The sequence below is a fragment of the Hymenobacter pini genome (assembly GCF_020421205.1).
In the GTDB taxonomy this organism is placed as follows: Bacteria; Bacteroidota; Bacteroidia; order Cytophagales; family Hymenobacteraceae; genus Hymenobacter; species Hymenobacter pini.
The window spans coordinates 269,633-291,229 of sequence record NZ_JAIZZH010000003.1; the positions used below are offsets into that span (position 1 = coordinate 269,633).

General features: G+C 59.9%; 19 protein-coding genes. 11 read left to right on the forward strand and 8 right to left on the reverse strand.

The window, feature by feature from the left end:
• Positions 1-90 precede the first annotated feature (90 nt).
• The 5 genes from LF252_RS12450 to LF252_RS12470 form a co-directional block, all read right to left on the reverse strand.
• Entirely contained in the window at positions 91-357 is a 267-nt protein-coding gene (locus LF252_RS12450; protein WP_226269924.1) for a UBP-type zinc finger domain-containing protein, read from the reverse strand.
• A 21-nt stretch (positions 358-378) separates the two neighbouring features.
• Positions 379-825, reverse strand: coding sequence for an OsmC family protein (locus LF252_RS12455; protein ID WP_226269925.1), 447 nt, complete (start codon positions 823-825; stop codon positions 379-381).
• A 182-nt stretch (positions 826-1,007) separates the two neighbouring features.
• Positions 1,008-1,661 (reverse strand): hypothetical protein, encoded by a 654-nt coding sequence (locus LF252_RS12460; protein WP_226269926.1) that lies wholly within the window; start codon positions 1,659-1,661, stop codon positions 1,008-1,010.
• A 127-nt stretch (positions 1,662-1,788) separates the two neighbouring features.
• Positions 1,789-2,841 (reverse strand): glycosyltransferase family 9 protein, encoded by a 1,053-nt coding sequence (locus LF252_RS12465; protein ID WP_226269927.1) that lies wholly within the window; start codon positions 2,839-2,841, stop codon positions 1,789-1,791.
• A gap of 83 nt (positions 2,842-2,924) precedes the next feature.
• The gene (locus tag LF252_RS12470) at positions 2,925-4,679 is read right to left on the reverse strand and encodes a DNA polymerase/3'-5' exonuclease PolX (protein ID WP_226269928.1); all 1,755 of its coding nucleotides are present in this window, start codon (positions 4,677-4,679) and stop codon (positions 2,925-2,927) included.
• Between the two features lie 184 nt (positions 4,680-4,863).
• On the opposite strand from LF252_RS12470, the gene LF252_RS12475 reads away from it, so the two are divergent.
• The 4 genes from LF252_RS12475 (at position 4,864) to LF252_RS12490 (ending at position 7,923) form a co-directional block, all read left to right on the forward strand.
• Positions 4,864-5,259 (forward strand): hypothetical protein, encoded by a 396-nt coding sequence (locus LF252_RS12475; protein WP_226269929.1) that lies wholly within the window; start codon positions 4,864-4,866, stop codon positions 5,257-5,259.
• Positions 5,260-5,318: 59 nt separating this feature from the next.
• A complete protein-coding gene (locus LF252_RS12480; RefSeq protein ID WP_226269930.1) occupies positions 5,319-5,711 on the forward strand; it encodes a hypothetical protein in 393 nt (130 codons plus the stop codon).
• A 48-nt stretch (positions 5,712-5,759) separates the two neighbouring features.
• Positions 5,760-6,170 carry an EVE domain-containing protein gene (locus LF252_RS12485; protein ID WP_226269931.1) on the forward strand — a complete coding sequence of 137 codons (411 nt, stop codon included), beginning with the start codon at positions 5,760-5,762 and terminating at the stop codon, positions 6,168-6,170.
• Between the two features lie 169 nt (positions 6,171-6,339).
• The gene (locus tag LF252_RS12490) at positions 6,340-7,923 is read left to right on the forward strand and encodes a hypothetical protein (protein WP_226269932.1); all 1,584 of its coding nucleotides are present in this window, start codon (positions 6,340-6,342) and stop codon (positions 7,921-7,923) included.
• 78 nt (positions 7,924-8,001) lie between these two features.
• Here LF252_RS12490 and LF252_RS12495 read toward each other — a convergent pair whose 3' ends face one another.
• From LF252_RS12495 to LF252_RS12515, 3 genes are all read right to left on the reverse strand, one after another.
• Complete coding sequence (locus LF252_RS12495) at positions 8,002-8,556, reverse strand: DUF4252 domain-containing protein (protein WP_226269933.1); 555 nt, start codon at positions 8,554-8,556, stop codon at positions 8,002-8,004.
• Between the two features lie 82 nt (positions 8,557-8,638).
• Positions 8,639-10,105: an OmpA family protein gene (locus LF252_RS23040; protein WP_317197851.1), complete on the reverse strand. Its 1,467-nt coding sequence runs from the start codon at positions 10,103-10,105 to the stop codon at positions 8,639-8,641.
• Positions 10,106-10,433: 328 nt separating this feature from the next.
• Positions 10,434-11,726, reverse strand: coding sequence for an aminopeptidase P N-terminal domain-containing protein (locus LF252_RS12515; RefSeq protein WP_226269934.1), 1,293 nt, complete (start codon positions 11,724-11,726; stop codon positions 10,434-10,436).
• Between the two features lie 208 nt (positions 11,727-11,934).
• On the opposite strand from LF252_RS12515, the gene LF252_RS12520 reads away from it, so the two are divergent.
• From LF252_RS12520 to LF252_RS12550, 7 genes are all read left to right on the forward strand, one after another.
• On the forward strand, positions 11,935-12,966 hold the full coding sequence (locus tag LF252_RS12520; RefSeq protein WP_226269935.1) for a glycosyltransferase family 9 protein: 1,032 nt from the start codon (positions 11,935-11,937) through the stop codon (positions 12,964-12,966).
• 176 nt (positions 12,967-13,142) lie between these two features.
• Positions 13,143-14,396 carry a M16 family metallopeptidase gene (locus LF252_RS12525; RefSeq protein WP_226269936.1) on the forward strand — a complete coding sequence of 418 codons (1,254 nt, stop codon included), beginning with the start codon at positions 13,143-13,145 and terminating at the stop codon, positions 14,394-14,396.
• Between the two features lie 50 nt (positions 14,397-14,446).
• Complete coding sequence (locus LF252_RS12530) at positions 14,447-14,893, forward strand: YDG/SRA domain-containing protein (protein ID WP_226269937.1); 447 nt, start codon at positions 14,447-14,449, stop codon at positions 14,891-14,893.
• Positions 14,890-15,219: a hypothetical protein gene (locus LF252_RS12535; protein WP_226269938.1), complete on the forward strand. Its 330-nt coding sequence runs from the start codon at positions 14,890-14,892 to the stop codon at positions 15,217-15,219. Before LF252_RS12530 ends, LF252_RS12535 begins: the two co-directional genes overlap by 4 nt.
• 176 nt (positions 15,220-15,395) lie before the next feature.
• Complete coding sequence (locus LF252_RS12540) at positions 15,396-16,040, forward strand: O-methyltransferase (protein WP_226269939.1); 645 nt, start codon at positions 15,396-15,398, stop codon at positions 16,038-16,040.
• Positions 16,041-16,165: 125 nt separating this feature from the next.
• Positions 16,166-19,159, forward strand: coding sequence for a TonB-dependent receptor (locus LF252_RS12545; protein WP_226269940.1), 2,994 nt, complete (start codon positions 16,166-16,168; stop codon positions 19,157-19,159).
• A 220-nt stretch (positions 19,160-19,379) separates the two neighbouring features.
• Positions 19,380-21,584, forward strand: a complete 2,205-nt coding sequence (locus LF252_RS12550; RefSeq protein WP_226269941.1) for a LysM peptidoglycan-binding domain-containing protein — start codon at positions 19,380-19,382, stop codon at positions 21,582-21,584.
• Positions 21,585-21,597 lie beyond the last annotated feature (13 nt).

Below are 21,597 nucleotides of genomic sequence, written 5' to 3' on the forward strand. Positions count from 1 at the left end.
CTGACACGAACGTACGTGTGTAAACAGCAAAGGTAAAGCAGAAACGGGCGGCTTTTAGTTTCGGCTCAAAAGCGGGCGGGGCAGGCCTGGTTAGTATTCGGCAATTTGCTCGTGCACGTAACACCACGCCCACTGCTCGCCGGGCTCCGCCGATGTTACTACTGGGTGCTCGGTGGCTTGAAAATGGCGGGTAGCGTGGCGGTTTTTGGAGGAGTCGCAGCAGCCCACGTGGCCGCAGGTTTGGCACACCCGCAGATGCACCCACGTATCTCCCTGAGCTACGCACTCCGGGCACACTCGCTCAGCGGGAGCCGGCAGCAAGGTGTCAATAGCTTTCAGGTGGTTGCAAAGTGCCATAACTCACAGGCGTAAAATGGGCTACTCAGCCTCAACGGTCACAATATGTAGCGCTCCGCCGGTCAGGGCCTTTTGCACGGGGCACTTCTCGGAAATAGCGTGCAGGCGCTGCCGCTGCTCCGCCGAGAGCGGACCCAACAGCCGCAGTTCCTTCCGGATTTCCTCCAGCGTGGCCCCGGGCTGCTCGCACTGCTCACAATCCTGGCGGTGCACGCGCTGGTGGCTCAGGCTGATTTCAATTCCCTCCAGCGGCCATTGCTTCTGGGAGGCATACAGGCGCAGGGTAATGGCCGTGCACGCTCCCAGCGCCGAAAGTAGCAATTCATAGGGCGTGGGACCTTGTTCCTGGCCACCAACGGCCAGCGGCTCATCGGCCACCCACGTATGTTTACCCGACTGAATATCGGCAGTTAAGGCAGTGGGGCCTACTTTCACCCGCACCTGACTAAGAGAGGGATTCGACGACATAACTCAACCAGAAATATTCAGCCAACAGAACAGTATTGCTCCGCCGTGGGCTACATACGCAGGGGGGTGGCGGGCGTTGCTGAGCCTGATAATAAAAAAAGCCATGTGTAGCGGCTGCATACACATGGCTTTTTTATTAGAGAGGTGGCAGTACCCACCGGTGCCAGTCAGGCTAAAATCGGCTACGATTTGGTGATGTAAGGGAATTTCTTGGAGGCGTTGCGCATCAGCACGTTTACCATGCCCTCGGTGGAGCTGCCAACCGAGCCGCTGGCTACGTAATCGTACTTCCACAGCAGCTTGCCGTCATTGGCCTCGTGAATATTCACGGTGATGTTGGCCTGGTTGGTGGCACCCCACGCGCCTACTAACAGCCCTACGGCCACGGCAGCACCGTCGCTCATGGGTTTGCTGGTGCGTACGTTGGTAGTCAGCACCGCATCAACGCCGAGCAACCGGGCCAGCTCCTGGGGCGAGTGGGTGCGCAGCTCCGCAAAGGGAATTCCGCTTTCCCGCAGCTTGGCGTTGGTCTGGCGCACATCCTGAAATTGCACGGAGTACGGCTGCTGCTGGTTCCGGCGGAGCAGCCACGCGTAAATTCGGTCCTGGAAGTCGAAGCTGCTGCGCTGCTGCATATCCTGCAGCTGCTGGGCCGAGGTATTGCGCGTCTGGTTAGGGCGCAGCTGCATGGTAACATCGGCCGGCAGAATGGCTACCGTTTTGTGCTTAGGAGCATACGTGCGAAAGTCCTGGGCCAGATAGATGCTGGGGCCGCAGGCGGTGAGCCACAAAGCTGTTACTGCAAAAAGTAAAAAGCGCAGAGTAGAAACTCGCATAATAAAACGCAAAAAGTGAATTATTGAAATAGGATTCTGCCTGACCGCATTGCCGTAATATTACAACATAAATTGCATAATTACCGGTATTTACTATCGAGCCGAAACTTTTTTCATCTCTTTTCGTTTACGCGAGATTTTCTATATCAAAGCGAATGTCGCGCATGCAGCGGAAGTGACCTTTGGGGCACTTCTCGTAGCCGATTTTTGAGCACGGCCGGCAATCCAGCCCCTTCACTTCCAGCACCCGGAATTCGGTGCGGTAGGGATACATGCCAAACTCCGGCACCGTGTTGCCCCACACGCTGATGATTTCCTTGCGGAAGGCGGCGGCAATGTGCATCAGGCCGGTGTCGTGGCTGACTACCAGGCTAGCCTGCCGCACCAGGGAAGCCGATTGATTGAGGTTGAACTTACCGCAGGCGTTATGAATGATAGTTGCCGGCGCACTGCTGACAACTGATTGCTCAGGAAAGTAATAGGGGCTGTCGGGGATGCGGCCGGGCGCGGGCGGCGAGGTGGCGGCCCCCTGGTCAAAAGCCAGCTCTACTACGTGGCCGGTGGTTTCATCGGTGGGGCCGCCCAGCAGCACCACGGGCCGCCGCAATTGCCCGCACAGCTCAATAATGCGCTCCACGGGCAGGCGTTTGGTGGCATGCTGCGCCCCAATGGCAAAGGCCACGTAGCCCTGCTGGAACGCCGGGGGTAGCGCCGAGCGGATGTCTACTTCGTCAGCATCAGGGATGAAATAGTCGAGCCCCTGCCCATCATTGCGCACGCCCAGCGGCGCGGCAGCGGCCAGGTACCGCTCCACAATGTGCACGCGGGGCAGCGTATCAATCTTGAGGTTTACCAGCAGCCACTTGCGCCAGTTCAGCTTGTCGAAGCTGCGCGACTTTGCCCCCAATTGCGCTTTGATGAGCGAGGAGCGCAGGTTGTGGTGCAGGTCTACTACGAAATCAAATTGCTCGGCCCGTAGCGCCGCCACCAGCTCCTGCAAAGAGCCCGTGAGGCCGTGCACCTTATCCACGTAGGGGTTGGCCTCCAGCATGCCCCGAAACGCGGGCTTCGTAGCAAAATGAACCTCTGCCCCCGGTACCTGCAGCTTCAGCCCCCGCACCACGGGCGTAGTCAGCACAATATCTCCGATGGATGAAAAGCGCAGAACGAGTATTTTCATAGCAACGTGACGAGTGATCAGGCAACCAAGTGATGAAGCTGACGCTAATACGCGCTTTATCACTTGATTGCCTCATCACTTACCTATCCAAACAACGAATCCTTAAACTCCAGCGGTGGCTTAATGGCGGCTTTGCGCCGGGCAAAGTATTCGGCTACCTCCCCTACCGGTTTGGCGTTGAACGTCATTTCGCGGGTGAGACCACCTTTGCGGCCCATCAGCACACCGTAGCGCATATCGGCGTAGCCGTTGGTGTGGTGAGCATCGGGGTTGATGCTGAGCTGCACGCCCTTGTCGAGGGCATAATGCACCCAGCGCCAGTCCAGGTCGAGGCGCCAGGGGTTGGCGTTGATTTCGATGATAACGTTGTGCTGGGCACAGGCGTCGATGACGGCTTTGTGGTTGAGCGGATATCCTTCGCGGCGCAGCAGCAGGCGGCCGGTGGGGTGCCCCAGCATGGTGGTGTAGGGGTTTTCGATGGCCCGCAATACCCGCGTGGTGGCTTTGCGCTCATCCATTTTGAGGTTGCTGTGCACCGAGGCCACAATGAAATCGAAGGTTTCCAGCACGGCCGGTGGGTAGTCGAGCGAGCCATCCGAAAGGATATCCGACTCAATGCCCTTGAAAATGCGAAACGGAGCCAGCTCCTGGTTTAGCTCGTCAATTTCGCGCTGCTGCTGCCGTACCCGTTCCGGCGAGAGGCCGTTGGCGTAATGCGCCGCCTGCGAATGGTCGCAGATGCCGAGATACTCGTAGCCCTGGTCGCGCAGGTAGGTGGCCATTTCGCGCAGGGAGTGGCTGCCATCGGAGTAGGTGCTGTGGTTGTGCAGGGAGCCGCGTAGGTCGGCGTCCGCGAGTAGCTTCGGCAGCTTGTTTGCCCGGGCCAGCGCCAGCTCGCCGAGGCCTTCGCGCAGCTCGGGCTCCACGTACTGCAGGCCGGCGCGCTCGTACAGGGCTGGCTCGGAGGCAAACTGCTCCCGCCGCAGCCAGTGGCGCAGCGTAGCGGGCTGGCCGGGCCGGGCCTCCTCGCTCAGGGCCCCGGTCAGGTGGGCTTCGGCGGCGGAGTTGAGCAGCAGCTGGTTGGTAAACTCGGCGGGGGAAGCCAGCAGCATTTCCACCTTCACGCCCGAGGCCGTAGCGGTGCCGCGCCAGGCAAACGGCCCACTGCGGCGCGGATCGGGCGTGAGGCCATCCAGCGAGTTGAGCAGCTGTTGCGCGGCGGCAGGTGCCGCAGTGGCCACTACCAGCGTAATAGTTTCAATGGTTTCGAGCCGACGGCGCACCTCCCCGGCCACGGCCACCTGCTCCACGCCGGGCGCAGCTGCCAGCCGCTCCTGCAAGTCGTTGGCCAACTCTTCGGCCTGCGGATACAGTAGCTTGCCTTGGCTTTGGCTGGTAAATTCCAGCGCATCCAGAATGGCCTGCTGGGTTTTCTGGCCGAAGCCTTTGAGCTTGCTAACCTCGTCGCGCTGGGCGGCTTCGCGCAGCTGGTCGGGGCTCTCGATGCCCAGCTCCTTCCACAACGCCCGGATTTTTTTGGGGCCGATGCCTTTTACGCTTAGCAGCTCCACCACGCCGGGCGGGGTGGCCGCCAGCAGTTTGGTTAGTTCCTCAAACGAGCCGGTATCCAGCATTTCGGCCACCTTGGCGGCGGCAGTTTTGCTCAGGCCGGTACGGTCGGGCAGGCCGTGCCGCTCAATATCGGCCACGGGCACCGTAAGCTGCTCCAGAGCATTGGCCGTGCCCTCGTAGGCCCGGATTTTGAAGGGATTTTCCTCGTGCAGCTCCATTAGCTGGGCGGCGAGGCGGAAGGCTCGGATGAGGGCGCGGTTATCCATAGAGCGGCAAAGGTAACGGGTAGGTGGTTGCGGATTGGAGGTTGTTATGCACCGGGTATCCTGAGTAAAAACCGGAGTGATGCTCTTGCTATACGAACGACCCGCAATCCGCAACCACCAATCTGTAATAAACTACCTTGCGCTACTGCACGTTTCATGTTCCTCATCTACCTCCTGCACAACCATGCGCCTTTTCACCTTGCTGGCCTCCCTGAGCATTTTGCTGCTGGCCGCCACCTGTAACCCCGACGCCAACTCCGCCGCGCAAATCAAAAAGCTGGAGCGTACCTGGCTGCACGCCCACGAAGAAGACCAGGGCGACGTGCGCGTGTACCGCCCCAACACCTACGCGTTTCCCCCGTCGCGGGGCCGCACGGGATTTGCCTTCGACCACAACGGCCTGTTTACGCAGTACGATATTGCGCCCACCGATGGCATAGAGGGCCGCAAAGGCCGCTGGACCGCCGAAAACGACCACACCCTGCGCATTTCTCTCGACGACAAGAAAGAGCCCGACTACACCCTCGAAATTGTGTCGCTGGATAACGACGTGCTGAAAGTGCGGCGCATTGAAAAGTAGCCCCGGCCATAAATTGCCACCTTTTTTGGTTGTTCCCCTTCCCACTCTACTCCCCCACTATGCGCTACTTCCTGGTTGCATCCTTAATGGCCGCCGCAGTCCTCGGCGGTTGCCAGGCCGAAAAAAACACGTCCGCTCCTTCCGTCATCTTTGGTAAGGACTGGTACTACACCCACCAACAACCCGAGCCCAAGGAGGGCTTCCTCACGTACCGGCTGAAGGGCACGGCCGAAATTGTGCCTGGTATGGGCATTGATGGTTTCCGGCTGAACCCAAGCGGTGGCTTTATTTTGCACACCCAGGGCCCCGCCGATGAAGTGCTGGACGTGCCCGGCACCTGGCAGGCCGAAGAAGGCGGTACGTACCGCATCACGCTGCAAAACGAGGAGCCGCCCTACCGCTTCACCATCCAAGTACAAAACGACACCACCCTACTGGCCCGCAAGCAGTAGCCGTTTCTCAGTTCACCCCACTTATTCTCCCATTCATTTAATCTCATAGTGAAGTACTGGCTCGTTAAATCTGAACCGGCAGCGTATTCCTGGGACACGTTTGTGCGCGAAGGCGGCACCGACTGGACCGGCGTACGTAATTTTCAGGCCCGCAACTTTCTGCAGCAGATGCAGCCCGGCGACCTAGTGTTGTACTACCACAGCGTGTCCGATAAGCAGGTAGTTGGCATTGCGGAAGTAGCCGCCCCGGCCGCCCCCGATGCCACGGCTGAGGCTGGCAGCGGCTGGGTAGCTGTGCACCTGCGCCCCCGCCAGCCCCTGGCCCGCCCGGTTTCGCTGGCCCAAATCAAACAGGATGCCCGCCTCGGCCAGATTGGGCTGCTGCGCCAGTCGCGGCTGTCGGTGATGGAGCTGCGGCCGGAGGAGTTTGACGCCCTAGTGGAACTGGGCAGCGAGTAATTTCCGCGCCACTTCCGCATCTGCACGGCTCGTCCAAAAAAATTGGGCGGGCCGTGTGCATTTCCGGCCATTGGGGCATCTATTTACTGCGTGCCGCGTTAGGTGATGCGCAACTTTCGCAGTATCTTCCTAGTGCTCAGAATCGTTCTGGCTTTTTCCGTTCTGTCGTATGAAATACGTGTACCTATTCTTCTGCCTGTTGGCCGGTAGCATAGGGGGGTATGCTCAAAAATCGACCTCCACTAAGCCTGCCATTGAGCCCCGCCAGCAATACCGGGCCGAGTTGGAACTGGAAACCTACAACAGCGACGTGCAGGTGCAGCCGCTGGCGGAGGACAGCAGCGTGGTGCTGCTGGTGGAGCGGGACCCACGCATTGCGGGCAAGCCGGAGTTCTTTTTTCAGAAGTTCAACCACGCGCTGCAGCCCCAGGCCAAGGTGGACATTCCGGTGCCCCGGGGTTATGATTTCCAGCGCCTGTGCGCCGAGGGTACGGATGTGTACGCCGTATTCAGCGGCACCGATCCGGCTACGCTCTGGGTGGCGGCCTACGACAGCCGAACCGGCGAGCTGGGCACCGGCGAGTTTAAGACCAAGCGCGCCCGGGGCATTCACGAGCTAAAGGCGCTGGACGGCAACCTGTTTGTGACGGTGGAAGTGGACCAGCACCTTACTATCCTGCTGCTGAACCTGCACACGGCCCAGTTCCAGTTTCTGCCCTCGGTGTTTGAGCCCCTGCCGGCCCGCTTCACCTTTCTGGCCGATTCCGTGACGAAGCGCGCCGAGCTAATCCTCAGTGAAACCAACGGATTTAAGTCGCGGCTGCAGCTGAAGCAGTTGGGCGAGGATGGCCGGCTGCTGCACTCGGAGTTTGTGCAGGCCGGTAGTGAGCGGGGCCTGCTGGATGCCCAGCTCAGCCCCGGCGACAGCGCGGCCCGGCTGCTGGCCGGCACCTACACCCTGCGCGACTCCCGCTACTCCCAGGGCCTGTTCGCCTCCGACCTCACGGCTGGCGTTACGCCCACCGGCCAGCGCCGCTCCCTTCGGTTCTATGATTTTCTGAACCTGAAGCACTTTTTCGACTTCATGAAACCGGCCCAGCTGGCCCGCATGCGCCACCGCAGTGAGCGGCTGAAGGCCTCCGACCGACAGTTCCGCCACCGCTACCAACTACTCATGCACGATATGCTGCCCACGCCGGAGGGCTTCGTGCTGGTGTCGGAGGTGTATTATCCGCGCTACGCCAACTCCAGCTACAACAACTGGTACTCGCCCTATAGCTACGGTACACTGCCCGGTTACACCAACGGCTTCGGCTACCCGTCGCGCTTCAACAACTTCTACAATTCCCGGCGCAGCAACGAAGGCTTCCGTACCACGCACGCCCTCATTTGCGGCTTCGACCGCCAGGGCAACCTTTTGTGGGACAACTCCTTCATTATGAAGGAAATTGAGTATTCGCAGCTCCAGGAAATTGTGCGCGTCCGGCCCCTGGCGGATGGGCGCCGGATGGCCATGGCCTATCTGAAAAACGATGAGTTTCACTACAAAGTGGTGGACCGCGCCGCCGATATGCCTAACGATTGGCAGGTGAAACTAACTACGGCCAACCCCACCGACAAAACCAGTGATACCACCCAGGAACACCTGATGGAATGGTACGGCAGCCGGTTTCTGGCCGTGGGCTACCAGCACGTACGCCCCGAAAAAGGCCCCGGCCGGGACGTGTTCTTTCTGAATGTGCTGGAGTTTTAGCCTCCTGCTCTGCAAGCAAAAGAGGCCGGCTGCACATGCGCAACCGGCCTCTTTTGCTTTTTATACAGCTCTGAGGCATCAGTTTACCCCGCTGATTACGTTGGGCAGCACCTTGCTCAGCGCCGTAACCTGCTCACGGGTAAAGCTGCCCGAAATGGCCATCAGCACAAAGGAATCCGTGGTTTCCTGCTTACCTACGGCCACCAGCTCGGTGATTTTGCCGCCCTGCTCGCGCACGGAGTAGCGCAGCTGGTTGGGCATATCGGAGTTGACGGTGGCTAGGGGCGTGTACCGCTCATTGGCTAGCAAACCATCTACCTCCCGGGGCAGGCCTTCTGTTACCAAGTCGCGGGCGGTGCTGTTGGTGGGCGTGAAGGTGATAATACGGGCCGTGCGAATAGACGTCAGCGCCTGGCTGATATCATTGTCGCCCCCAATTTTGGCAATGCGACCCAGCACAAACCGCGTGGCCAGCCCGGCATTCCAGTCGGTGGCCTTAAAGCCGGGGCGGTTTTCATACTTATTAAAGAACTCGGCTACGGTGCGGGCCGGCGTACCGGGTCCGCTGGCCCGGCAGCCCGCCAGCAGCATCAACACCACAGCCAGCAAAAAAGAGGAGGTTTTGAGTTTCATGAGAAAATACGGGTAGAGAGTGAGTAAAAAAAGCGGCGCACCACATGGTACGCCGCTTTTTGGGGTGAGTTACTCCGGCCGCTTAGGGCTGGGGTGCCGAGGGAATGAAGAACTCGAACTTGAATTCTACGCGGCGGTTCTGCGACATACCGGCCGCCGACGTGTTCGGGGCAGCAGGCTCCGATTCGCCACGGCCTTCGGTTACGATGCGGGCGGGGTCAACCTGCTTGCCAGTGAAGTACCGTTTCACCGAACCAGCGCGGCGCTCCGAGAGGCCCTGGTTGTACTCGTCGGTACCACGGGAGTCAGCGTGGCCAATTACGCGCAGGCTGTACTCGGGGTGCTCCTGCAGCGCTTTTACCATCTTGTCGAGCGTGCCGTACGAGGTGCGCTTGATAACGGTGCTGTTAGTCTCGAAGCGGATGGGTTGCTCCAGTTTACGCACGCCCGGATCAATTTCCATGGGGCAGCCGTTGGCATCTACCTTCGCGCCTTTCGGGGTATCAGGGCACTTATCGGCCGAGTCCGGAATACCGTCACCGTCAGCGTCGGTTACCAGCGGGCAGCCGTTGGCATCCACTTGCGTACCGCGCGGGGTGTCGGGGCACTTGTCGTCTTTATCAGCTACGCCGTCACCGTCGGCATCGGGGCAGCCACGCAGAGCGGGCAGGCCAGCCTGGTCAGGGCACTGGTCGTCTTTGTCAGCTACACCGTCGTTGTCCCGGTCGGGGCAGCCCTGCATAGCAGCGGTACCAGCCTCGGTGGGGCACTGATCCTGGTAATCTGGCACCCCGTCTTTGTCGCCGTCGAGCGGGCAACCGTTTTCATCCACGGCCACGCCGCTGGGCGTATCGGGGCATTTGTCTTTGCGGTCCGGCACACCGTCACCGTCGGTATCCTTGGCTTTGCCCAAGGCAAAGTTCAGACCCACGGTGTGCTGCAGGAACCGGTCGTCAAACTTGTTGGAGTCCCGGTTGGGGTCACCATCAATGTTAGCGTTCAGCGGAATGTGCTGGCCGGTCTGCACGAACAGGGTCACGGCATCGCCCAGGCGGAAATCAATACCAGCGGCGCCGAACAGGTCGAAGTAGCTCTTGTCCTCGTCGGTGCGCAGGGCTTGGCCGTTGCGGTTGATGGTGCCCTCACGGCTGGTGTAGGTCCAGCCCGGGGCAGCCAGCAGGTAGGGCCGCACCCGCGACTCATCCTTGAAAAGCTTGAATTTCAGGCCCAGATTCACGTTCACCACATTGGTGGCGAAGTTGCTACCGAAGTAGGGCCCTGTGTTAGGAGCCGTCTTCTTAAACTCTACGTAGTTACCGCTCAGCTGCAGATCCACGCCCTGCGAGAGGTAGCGGCTGAAGGTAATGCCCGGCGCGTATTTGTTTTCGCCCCACTTCCAGAAGTCAGAGCCAAAATTGCCCTTGTACTGCATGGCGCTTACGTTGAGGCCGATGGCCGTCTTCCGGTCGGCCGTCTGGGCCTGCGCCCGCGGGGCCGCCGCCAGAAGCGTCAGACCCAGGGCCGTTGAAGTTGCTAAAAGGTGTCTCATGAGGGCGAAATTAGGTGGAAGAAATGGCTTGGGTGGAAGCTGAAGGCCATTTACCAGCCTTGCTCCGAACTAACCGCCTATACCCGCACAGCCAAAATAAAGTTGTCCCAAGCTCCTCAACGGCGCGTTTTGCACGCAGGCTTCCAACGTGCAATTATTACATATTCAATACGTTATATACTTGCTTAGCGCTATAATTTCCGGCACATAACGGTGCCGTCGGCGGCAGCCAAAAAACTGGAGCGAGAGGCTAAAAAAAAATCCAAAAGCCTCACTGCTTCCGGTGAAACAGCGGGGCTTTTGGAAGATTTAATGCCAATTGTGCAGCTTAGCGCTGCTGCATCAGGCGCTCAATATCGTCGGCTTCCAGGGGGATGTTCTTCATCAGGTCCTCGTTGCCGGCTTTGGTGATGAGAATATCGTTTTCGAGGCGGATGCCCAGGCCTTCTTCGCGGATATAAATGCCTGGCTCCACGGTGTACACCATGCCCGGCTCGAAGGTGCGGTACTTGAAGCCCACGTCGTGCACATCGAGGCCCAGGTAGTGCGAGGTGCCGTGCATGAAGTACTTTTTGTAGAGCGGAGCGGTGGGGTCCTGGTTACGCACGTCCTGCTCATTCAGCAAGCCCAGCTTGATGAGTTGCTGTTCCATGTGCTGGCCCACAGCGGCGTGGTACTCCTCAATATTGCCGCCGGGCACCAGTCGGGCCGTAGCAAACTTCATTACATTGAGCACGGCCTCATACACCTCGCGCTGGCGGGGCGTGAATTTGCCGTTCACCGGAATGGAGCGCGAGAGGTCGGCGGCGTAGTTGGCGTATTCGGCCCCGAAGTCCAGCAGCAGCACGTCGCCGTCCTTGCATTCACGGTCGTTGCTCACGTAGTGCAGGATGCAGGCGTTGGCCCCGCTGGCAATGATGCTGCCGTAGGCCGGGCCCCGCGAAGCGTTGCGCAGGAACTCGTGGAAGATTTCGGCTTCGATTTCGTATTCCATCACGCCCGGCTTCACGAAGCCCAGCAGGCGACGGAACGCCTTTTCGGTGATGTCGGCGGCGCGCTGCATCAGCCGGATTTCCTCTTGGCTCTTGATGGCGCGCAGCTGGTGCATGATGCGGGCCACGCGGCGGTACTGGTGCAAGGGGTACGCCTCCTTCATCCACTTAATAAAGCGGGCGTCGCGGGTTTCTACCTCCACCACGGCCCTGATGTGCTCATTGGAGTTGAGGTACACGTTTTCGGCCTCGTTCATGAGGGCTGGCAGCACGCTCTTAAAGGAGTCCAGCCACATGATGGTAGGAATGCCCGACTGCTGGCGCGCTTCGTCCTTGGTGAGCTTGTAGCCTTCCCACACTAGGATATGCTCACTGGTTTCTTTCAGGAACAGGATTTCGCGGTACTGGGGCAGCACGGCATCGGGGAAGAGTACCAGGATGCTCTCCTCCTGATCAACGCCGGAGAGGTAGAACAGGTCGTTGTTCTGGCGGAAGGCCATCGTGCCGTCGGCGTTGGTCGGCATGATGTCGTTGGAGTGGAAGATGGCCAACGAAGCGGCCGGCAGCTGCTCGCGGAAGCGGCGGCGGTTTTCAATAAACAAGTCGGGCGAAATAGAGCCGTAGCGCATGGGCGGAAAGCAAAATGGGTGGCACAAACGGAAACCAGTGAGAGCCGCCGAAGCGGCCGGGGCAAGTTAGGCAGAAGCGCGCGGCTTCCGGCAACTGGTTTGGCTGAAGCGCCCCTCCCACCCCGCGCAGCCGAATTGACACCGCTAATTAGACGAAAAGGTGGCAAGCCTGCGCTGAACCGGTATCTTTGTAGCCTGATATTGCACTATGCCCGAAACCACCGCCCCATCCGCCATCCTGCTGATTCAGACCGCCTTCATCGGCGACGTGATTCTGGCCACGGCGCTGCTGGAGTATCTGCACCGCACGGAGCCCGATACGCCCGTGGATTTTCTGGTGCGCAAGGGCAACGAAGGGCTGATTAAAGGCCACCCGCACGTGCGACGGGTGCTTATCTGGGATAAGAAGACCAATAAGTACGGCGGCCTTTGGCAGTTGCTGCAGGGTATCCGGCAGACGAAATACGGCCGCGTGGTTACGCTGCAGCGCTTCGCCAGCACGGGTTTCCTGACGGCCTTTTCGGGCGCGCCGGAGCGCATTGGCTTCGATAAAAACCCGTTTTCGTTCCGGTTTACGCGGGCCGTGCCGCACATGGTGGCAGCCGGTCTGCACGAGGTATCCCGCAACCTGCACCTGCTCAACCCCGCCTACGAGGGGCCCGTAGTGCCGCCCCGCCTCTACCCCACTCCGCAGGACGAAGCCGCCGCGGCCGAAGCCAGCCGCCTGGCCAATGGCCGGCCCTATATCTGTATTGCGCCCACTTCGGTGTGGTTTACCAAGCAGTTTCCGGAGGAAGAATGGTTGAAGCTACTGGCGGCCCTGCCACCCCAGTACACCGTATTTCTATTGGGTGGCCCGCCCGATACGGCCGCTTGCCAGCAGCTGTTGGAGCGCACCCAGCGGCCAGGCGTTATCAACCTCTCGGGCAAGTTGTCGTTGCTGGCCTCGGCGGCGCTGATGCGCGGGGCGGTGCTGAATTACGTGAACGACTCAGCCCCCATGCATCTGTGCTCAGCGGTGGGCGCGCCGGTGTGCGCGGTGTACTGCTCCACGGTGCCGTTTTTTGGCTTCGGGCCGCTAAGTCCTTTTTCGCGCATCGTGGAAATTGAGGAGGACATGGAATGCCGCCCCTGCGGGCTGCACGGCTACCGCAAATGTCCGCTGGGCCATTTCCGCTGCGCCCACGGCATCCGCACCCAGCAACTGCTAGCCGTGCTGGCCGAGGCGGAGCACCGGTAACCGTCATTGCGAGGCATGTGCATGCCTCGCAATGACGTTCATTCATTCTGCTATTCACCCGTCTACCGTGCGTACCTTTGCAACTACCTGCCGGGTGGCGTGGTTATACAGGGCCGGGGCAGTGCTTGGCACCTCCACCAAGTCCCTACGCCCCCAAGTCCCTAAGTCCCCATAAAATGTCCGATTACGACCTGTACGAGTTGCCCAACGGCATCCGGGTTCTGCATAAATACGTTCCGCACACCAAAATTGCGCACTGCGGCTTCCTGCTGGACATTGGCTCCCGCGACGAAAAGCCCCACCAGCTGGGGCTGGCGCACTTCTGGGAGCACATGGCCTTCAAAGGCACCGAAAAGCGCAAGAGCTTCCACATCCTCAACCGCCTCGAAACCGTGGGTGGGGAGCTGAATGCTTATACTACCAAGGAGAAAATCTGCTTCTACGCCTCCTTGCTCAGCACCCACTTTGAGCGGGCCTTCGAGCTGCTGACGGACCTGACGTTCAACTCCGTTTTTCCGGAAAAGGAAATAGAGAAGGAGCGCGGGGTGATTCTGGAAGAAATGGCCATGTACCACGACGCCCCCGAAGACGCCATCATCGACGACTTCGACGACGTGGTATTTGCCCGCCACACCCTGGGCCACAACATTCTGGGCACCCGCGAAAGTGTGTCTGGCTTCCAGCAGGCTGATTTTTACGCTTTCCTGCGCGAAAATGTGCGCACCGACCGGCTGGTGTTCAGCTCGGTGAGCAACCTGCCGTTTAAGGAGGTGAAGCGGCTGGCCGATAAGTTTCTGGCCCCGCTGCCGGCCAAGCTGGGTGCCCGCCCCCGGGTGCCGTTTGGTGGCTACCAGCGGCTGGAGCGCGTGGAGCGTAAGCCCATCACGCAGGCCCACTGCCTCATCGGTGGCCCGGCCTACGCCTTGCACGACGAGCGGCGGATTCCGTTCTTTCTGCTGAGCAACCTGCTGGGCGGCCCCGGCATGAATTCCCGCCTCAACCTGGCCGTGCGCGAGAAGTACGGCCTCGTGTACACCATCGACGCCACCTACTCACCCTACACCGATACGGGGCTGTTTGGCATTTACTTCGGCACCGAGAAGAAGCAGGTAAACCGCACCATTTTCCTGGTACAGAAGGAGTTGAAGCGGCTGCGGGAGCAGGCCCTGGGCACCTCCCAGCTGCACACCTCCAAGGAGCAGCTAATGGGCCAACTGGCCATGGCCGAGGAAAGCAACGGTGGCCTCATGCAGCTGCTGGCCAAAAGCACCCTCGATATTGGCCGGGTGGAAAGCATCAACGAAATCTTCGACCAGGTGCGCCGCATTACGGCCCCGCAACTGCTGGAACTGGCGAATGAAATTCTCTGCGAGGATAATTTGAGCGTGCTGCAGTACCTGCCAGAAGAGAAGGTCAAAAAGGTGAAATAGCGCCCGTCATTGCGAGGCGGAGCCGAAGCAATGACATATTACTACTGCGTATGCCCGTTTTCGGCCACATCAGCTACTACCGGCCCGGCGACGTGCTGGAAAACCGGTTGGCGCTGAGCAGGGCGGGCCTGCACCGACCCAGTCGGGCGGGCGTGAGTGGCTCGGAGGCCGATGGGGCCGAATCTATTATCTTGGCCGACCAGTACGAGGACGACGATTTTCAGGAAGCCGTCATTATCTACTCCGGCAGCGGCGGCCGCAACCCGCGTACTGGTCGGCAGACCACCCACCAGGAAATGACCGGCCGTAACGTGATGCTGCGTCGCAGCCAGGAAACCGGCCGGCCAGTACGGGTATTTCGGAAAATCAACGACGAAACCGGCAGTGGCTATCGGTATGAAGGCCTGTATCAAGTGACAGGAGCAGCGTACGAGCCGGGTAAATCGGGCTTCTTCGTGTGGAAGTTTCGGTTGGTACCGTTTCAGACTGCTATATGAAATACTTGGATGCGCTGTTTGTGGCGCTATACCAGCGCCGCCCCAGGCTGCTGAGTATTGTGTTTATACTTTCTGGATTTCTATTCCTGAATGAATTAACGCTGGCAATTCTGGTGCATCGTGCCTACCCGTATCCAAAGGAGCTGTTCCAGTATTTTTTTTGGCTGCTGCCGCCTGCCGATGCTCTTTTTCTAGCCTTCCGCTACTGCCCTGGGGCCCGGTCTTACTATCTGTATAATACTGATATCCCTTCCTTTTCAGGCTGGCATATCGTAGCGTACATAGCCCTCACGGTATTGTTGTTTTGTGTGGTTGGGCGACTATAAAGCCTCCTTTCCTTTACTTGAAAGACTAGGCTTATCCTAAATCTGTTTACGAAGTAAAACCACGTCATGTAGAGTGGGAGGCGAAGCATGACGGCCCGTTTATTCTTACAACTTGCTGAACAGCGTCAATTCCAGATTCCTCGCGTTGCTCGGAGCTACTGTTTTACCTTTGCCCGATGTACTCCCCCGACGACGCTCAACTCTACGCCGACCGCCACACCACTCCCGAAAGCCCGCTGCTAGCCCGCCTGAACCGGGAAACGCACGTGCAGCTGCTACACGCCCGCATGCTGAGCGGACATGCCCAAGGCCGGCTGCTGAGTATGTTGAGCCATATGGTGCGGCCACGCCGGGTGCTGGAGTTGGGTACGTTTACGGGGTACTCAGCGCTGTGCCTGGCTGAGGGAATGGTGGCGGACGGCGTGTTGCACGCCGTGGAGCAGAACCCCGAGCTGGAAGCCCGCATCCGGCGCTACGTGCGGGAGGCTGGCGAGGAAAGCCGCATTCAACTGCACATTGGCAATGCTCGGGAAATTGTGCCCACCCTGGCCGAAACATGGGATTTGGTGTTCATCGACGCCGACAAAATTAACAACGACACCTATTACGAGCTGGTGCTGCCGCAGGTGCGGCCCGGCGGGTTTCTGCTGATTGACAACGTGCTGTGGGGCGGCAAGGCCCTGGACGATTACCCCATAAAGCCGTCAGATAAAGACACTATTGCGGTGCGGGCTTTCAACGATAAAGTGCAGGCGGATGAACGAGTGGAAAACGTGTTTTTGCCCCTGCGCGACGGTTTATTGCTGGTGCGCAAGCGGTAAAAGCAGCTGGTTAGGAGGATGAATCTTCGGGATTCGTCGGTTTTTTCCGGGCTTGGAAGGTCGGAAAGCTAAACGCCGCCGCCGGTTTTGCGTCTATTGCAGCTGTAGTCTATCCTTTTCGACGCATGTTCCGACCTTTCCTCTTATTACTGTTGCTATTGGCCACGTTGGCCGGCACAGCCCAGGCCCAGACCACCACGGTAAGCGGCCGGGTGCTGGATGCCAAAGACCAATCACCCTTGATTGGGGCCAACGTGCTGCTCACCCAGATACCAGACTCCACCAAGCGAGGCGCGGCCGTGGATGCCGACGGCTCGTTTACGGTGCCCAGCGTACCCGCCGGGCGCTACGTCCTCACCGTTTCCTTTCTGGGCTACCAGAACCTGCGGCGCACGGTGGAGGTAACCAGCGCCCCGCTTAATCTGGGCAGCCTTTCGCTGCAAGCCGGGGGCGGCATTGTCCTGAAGGGCGTGGAAGTGGTAGGCAAAGCCGCCGCCGCTGTGCAGAAGGGCGACACGGCCCAGTTCAACGCCGGCTCCTACAAAACCAACCCCGACGCCAACGCCCAAGACCTCATCACCAAAATGCCTGGCGTAACCGTAGACCCCGGTACCGGTAAGGTGCAGGCCCAGGGCGAGCAGGTGCAACGGGTGCTGGTGGATGGCAAGGAGTTTTTCGGCAACGACCCCGACGCCGTGCTCAAGAACATTCCGGCCGAGGTTATCGATAAAATTCAGGTGTACGACCGGTCCTCGGACCAGAGCCAGTTCACCGGCTTCGACGACGGCAACCAGCAGAAAACCATCAACATCGTCACTAAGCCCAGCTTCCGCAACGGCAAGTTTGGGCGGGTGCTGGCCGGCTACGGCCCCCAGGACGACCGGTACCGCCTGAGCGGCAACGTGAACGTGTTCAAAGGCAAGCAGCGCCTGAGCCTAGTGGCCCAGAGCAACAACGTGAACGAGCAGAACTTCGGCACCGAGGATTTGCTGGGCGTAGTGGGCTCTTCGCGCCAGGGTGGCGGGGGCGGCCAGGGCCAGCGGGGCCAGGGCGGCGGCCGCGTAGGCGGGGGCGGCGGTAACTTCGGCGGCGGAGGGGGCGGCAACAATGCCGGCGACTTCCTGGTGAGCCAGCAGGGCGGCATCAGCAAAACCCACGCCCTCGGCATAAACTACTCCGATACCTGGGGTACCAAAACCGATGTGCAGGCCAGCTACTTCTTCAACCTGAGCGACAATACCAGCCGCACCAATCTGCTGCGCCGCTACGTGGCCCCGGCCGGCCAAACCCAGGATTTGCGCTACAACGAGCTGTCGTTGAACACCAGCCGTAACATCAACAACCGCTTCAATCTGCGCCTGGAGCACAAGTTTGACTCTTTAAACTCTCTGTTGTGGCGGCCCAGCCTTTCGGTGCAGCGCAACACCGGCAACAGCCTGCTCAATGGCAACACGTTTCTGGTAAGCCCCAATGCATCCAACACCGACCAAGGCGCTAACAACAGCACCTTCCGCTCGGCCCTTACGGGCATTACCGCGGCTAACCAACTGCTGTACCGGCACCGCTTTCAGCGCCGGGGCCGCACCTTCTCGCTGGGCGTGAATACCACCTACAACGACAAAAACGGCGACAATAATCTGTTGTCGAGCACTACCTACTACCGCAATGGCCAGCCCCTTACCACCGGCCTGAACCAGTATTCGGAGCTGACCCAGACGGGCTGGGCCTGGAGCGGCAACGCCAACTACACCGAGCCGCTGGGCCAGAAAAGTATTCTGCAGCTAGCCTACTCGCTTAATTACACGCCCAACAGCTCCGACAAGCGCACCTACAACTTCTCGCCCGGAGAGCAGCAGTACAGTATCCTGAACGACACGCTCAGCAGCGTATTTAAGAGCCGCTACCTCACCAACTCCGGCGAAGTAACCTACCGCTTCCAGACGCGGGAGTTGCAGTGGTCGGTGGGGGCAGCCCTGCAGAGCGCCCAGCTCCGCTCCGACCAGGAGTTTCCTCGGCCCGGCCTCACGCGCCGCACGTTTGTGAATGTGCTGCCCAACGCCCAGCTGCGCTACAACTTCTCGCGGCAGCAAAACCTGCGCCTGAACTACCGAGCCAATACCAACCCGCCCGGCATCAGCCAGCTGCAGGAAGTGGTGAACAACTCCAACCCGCTCCAACTGACCACTGGCAACCCCAACCTGCGCCAGGAAACCCGCCACAACGTGTTTGTGCGCTACTCAGCGGCGGTGCCCGAGAAGTCGCGCTCCTTCTTTGCGCTGCTGGGCGGCTCCTACGTCAACAATTACATCACCAACAACACCATTTACGCCGGCACCGCCCCCATTACGGTGGACAACATCACTATTCCGGCCGGGGGCCAGCTCACGCGGCCCGTCAACCTGAACCAGCAGTACACCCTGCGCTCCTTCGTGAATTATAGCCTACCGCTCACGTTCATGAAATCCAACCTGAACCTGAACGCCAGCGGCACCTACTCCCAAACGCCGGGCCTAGTGTTCGGGGAGCTGAACTACAGCCGCACCCCCACGGCCGGACTGGGCGTGGCCTTGAGCAGCAACATCAGCCCGCAACTGGATTTTACGCTCAGTAGCAACTCCAGCCAGAGCTACGTGCGCAATACCTTGCGCCAGCAGCTCAACAGCCAGTATTTCCGCCAGAACACGGCTTTGCGCTTCAGCTGGATTATTATGAAGGGCCTTACGGTGCAGTCGGATGTGAACCACCAGCTGTACCAGGGCCTCTCGGCGGGCTACAACCGCAACTTTGTGCTCTGGAATGCCTCGGTAGGCAAAAAACTGGGCCAGAAGCAGCAGGCTGAAATCAAGTTGTACGGCTTTGACTTGCTGGGCCAGAACAACAGCATTCAGCGCAATATTGCTGCCGCCTACACCGAGGACGTGCAGACCAATATCCTGCAGCGCTACTTTATGCTGATGTTCACTTACAACATCCGCAGCTTTGCGGGCGGGGGCCGTGGTGATGCCCTGCCCGGCTCCGAAGAAGGCCGCCCTGAGCGGCGTGGCCCCGGCAGTTTCGGCCAGCCCGGTGGAGGCCCGCCCCCCGGTGGTTTCGGCCCGCCCCCCGGTGGTGGTATGTAGAAGCTCATTCAAAAGCAAAACAGCAGGTTTCTATCCTCACTTTAGGATGGGAACCTGCTGTTTTGCTTTACAGGCTGCGGCAGTAGTATTCTACCATTCTGTTGGATTTGAGGCAGAGAGGCCGATTCACCGGCTTTTTTTACGCTATTTTGTAAGCTAACGGAGTCGGCCAAGCAAATCAGCGCACACGAGGGCTCCGCGTGGTTGCTTTTTCCCGCTTATGAAACGAATTGTACTACTGGTATTGCTGCTGCTGCCACTGTGGGTAGCGGCCCAAACCGTGCCAGTACCGGCTCAGCTAAGTGTGGCGGGCCTGCGCCTGCGCCTCACGGATGGAGGCCGCACTGCCCTCCAGCAAAAAGTAGATGCCCTGCGCCGCCATCCTGCCTCCTTTCAGGCCCACGTGGTGCTGGCCGATGCCTACTTCCCGCTTATCGACCGGGTATTTCAGCAGGAAGGCCTGCCGCTGGACTTCCACTTTCTGGCCTTGCAGGAAAGTGGCCTGCAGGGAGATGCCCAGAGTATTCACGATGCCGTGGGCTACTGGCAGTTCAAGCGGGAATCGGCCCAGGACTTTGGGCTGCTGATGAACGAAGCTATTGACGAGCGAAAGCACATTACGGCTTCCTCGAAGGCGGCGGCCCAGTACCTGCTGCGCAGCAACAAGGTGTTCCGCAACTGGGTAAATACGCTGCTCAGCTACAACCTGGGCCTCACGGGCACTAAGCCCTATACTTTGCCGACTGATGCCGGAGCTGCGGAAATGGAAATTTCGGAGCAGACGCACCCGTACATTCTCACTTTCCTGGCCCACAAAATTGCCTTTGAGCCGGCCATCGGCCTCAATACCAAGCCCCCACTGCTGTTTCAGGAGTTTCCGGCCCCGGCCGGGCAGCCCCTGGCTGTTATGGCCCAGGCTATGCAGCAGAACCCCGACGATCTGCTGAAGTACAACCGCTGGCTGCTGGCTCCGGCCGTGCCCACGGACCGCATCTATACCATGCTGGTGCCCATCACCGACCCCGTGCAGCTCACCGCCTTGGCCGCGCAGCAAAAAAACGCCACCGCCGGTCAGCTCCTCAACAAACCCCAGCCCGACCCCGAAAACGCTGACTTTGTGCGCGTGAACGGCCTGAAGGCCGTGGTTGCGCTGCCCGGCGATACCAAAGAAGGCTTAGCCAAACGGGCGGGCGTGAAGCTGCGCAAGTTCATGCAGTTCAACGACCTGTTTCCCTTCGACAATATTGTGGCCGGCCAGCCCTACTTCGTGCAGAAGAAGCGCGACAAAGCCGCCGTGGAGTACCACGTGGCGCAAACTGGCGAGAGTGTGGTAACGGTGTCGCAGAAGTACGGCATCCGGGCCAAAGCTATCTGGAGCAAGAACCGCATGGCCCGCAACGAGGAGCTGCGCCCCGGCCGCGTGCTGTGGCTGCAGCACACCCGGCCAAAAAATGTAGCCATTGAATACGCCGACGGTACCAACCCCGGCGCGCTGGCAGCTTTCGAAAAGCCGACCAATACCGCCGCGCCGGCCCCGCAACCCGCCAAGCAACCCGAGAAGAAAAAGAAACAGGACGAAGCGGAGCCTTACATGGGCGGCACCGCCAACTCCAACCGCATTTTGGAGGATGCCGTGGAAGATGAAACGTCTACCACAGTCGTACAGCCCGACAGCGCCACCGACGAGCACACGGAAAATCTGAATGAGTTGCCCCCGGCACCCGCTCGTCCGGCCACTACGCCTGCCGTTACCCCGGCCCCTAAACCCGCGGCTCCCCTACCTAAAAAGCCCTTGCCCGCATCGGCTCCCATTGCCGACGAGCCTGCCGATGCTGAGCCTGCCCCGGAGCCAGCCCTCCGCCCCGTAGCACCTGCTCCAGCTCCACGAGTGACACCGGCGTCGCCGGCCCCGGCACCCAAGCCTGTACCGGCGTCAACACCGGTTTCTGCCCCCAACCCACGGCAAGCAGCTACAGCTTTGCCCAACCCGGTAGCACCTACAACCACTGTAGAGCCAGTGCCCGCCAACGGTCTGCACACCGTTCAGCCCAAGGAAAACCTGTACTCCGTAGCTCGCCGCTACGGTTTGCGCCCGGCTGATATCGTGCTGTGGAACAACCTCCCCCAACAGCCGGCCCTACGCATCGGGCAAGTGTTGCGCGTAACAGCCCCTGACACGGCTGCTACCCCGGCTGCCGTTCCGGTACCCGCCAAGCCGGCCCCGACTGCTGCCAAGCCCGCCACACCCGCTCCCGCCCCAGCTACCGCGCCGGCAGCCATTCGCCACACGGTGCAAACCGGCGAAACGATGTACAGCGTGTCGCGCAAGTACGGCGTCACCATTAAGCAGATTATGGAGTGGAACAACAAGCCCGACTTCTCAGTGAAGCCCGGGGAGGTACTGCTTATCAAGCCCGCCAATTAGTCTCTATTCGCTT

Excerpts from the sequence above, each read along its gene's own strand:
- LF252_RS12450 (WP_226269924.1), bottom strand. The coding sequence starts at position 357 with ATGGCACTTTGCAACCACCTGAAAGCTATTGACACCTTGCTGCCGGCT.
- LF252_RS12455 (WP_226269925.1), bottom strand. The coding sequence starts at position 825 with ATGTCGTCGAATCCCTCTCTTAGTCAGGTGCGGGTGAAAGTAGGCCCC.
- LF252_RS12460 (WP_226269926.1), bottom strand. The coding sequence starts at position 1,661 with ATGCGAGTTTCTACTCTGCGCTTTTTACTTTTTGCAGTAACAGCTTTG.
- LF252_RS12465 (WP_226269927.1), bottom strand. The coding sequence starts at position 2,841 with ATGAAAATACTCGTTCTGCGCTTTTCATCCATCGGAGATATTGTGCTG.
- LF252_RS12470 (WP_226269928.1), bottom strand. The coding sequence starts at position 4,679 with ATGGATAACCGCGCCCTCATCCGAGCCTTCCGCCTCGCCGCCCAGCTA.
- LF252_RS12475 (WP_226269929.1), top strand. The coding sequence starts at position 4,864 with ATGCGCCTTTTCACCTTGCTGGCCTCCCTGAGCATTTTGCTGCTGGCC.
- LF252_RS12480 (WP_226269930.1), top strand. The coding sequence starts at position 5,319 with ATGCGCTACTTCCTGGTTGCATCCTTAATGGCCGCCGCAGTCCTCGGC.
- LF252_RS12490 (WP_226269932.1), top strand. The coding sequence starts at position 6,340 with ATGAAATACGTGTACCTATTCTTCTGCCTGTTGGCCGGTAGCATAGGG.
- LF252_RS12495 (WP_226269933.1), bottom strand. The coding sequence starts at position 8,556 with ATGAAACTCAAAACCTCCTCTTTTTTGCTGGCTGTGGTGTTGATGCTG.
- LF252_RS23040 (WP_317197851.1), bottom strand. The coding sequence starts at position 10,105 with ATGAGACACCTTTTAGCAACTTCAACGGCCCTGGGTCTGACGCTTCTG.
- LF252_RS12515 (WP_226269934.1), bottom strand. The coding sequence starts at position 11,726 with ATGCGCTACGGCTCTATTTCGCCCGACTTGTTTATTGAAAACCGCCGC.
- LF252_RS12520 (WP_226269935.1), top strand. The coding sequence starts at position 11,935 with ATGCCCGAAACCACCGCCCCATCCGCCATCCTGCTGATTCAGACCGCC.
- LF252_RS12525 (WP_226269936.1), top strand. The coding sequence starts at position 13,143 with ATGTCCGATTACGACCTGTACGAGTTGCCCAACGGCATCCGGGTTCTG.
- LF252_RS12530 (WP_226269937.1), top strand. The coding sequence starts at position 14,447 with ATGCCCGTTTTCGGCCACATCAGCTACTACCGGCCCGGCGACGTGCTG.
- LF252_RS12535 (WP_226269938.1), top strand. The coding sequence starts at position 14,890 with ATGAAATACTTGGATGCGCTGTTTGTGGCGCTATACCAGCGCCGCCCC.
- LF252_RS12540 (WP_226269939.1), top strand. The coding sequence starts at position 15,396 with ATGTACTCCCCCGACGACGCTCAACTCTACGCCGACCGCCACACCACT.
- LF252_RS12545 (WP_226269940.1), top strand. The coding sequence starts at position 16,166 with ATGTTCCGACCTTTCCTCTTATTACTGTTGCTATTGGCCACGTTGGCC.
- LF252_RS12550 (WP_226269941.1), top strand. The coding sequence starts at position 19,380 with ATGAAACGAATTGTACTACTGGTATTGCTGCTGCTGCCACTGTGGGTA.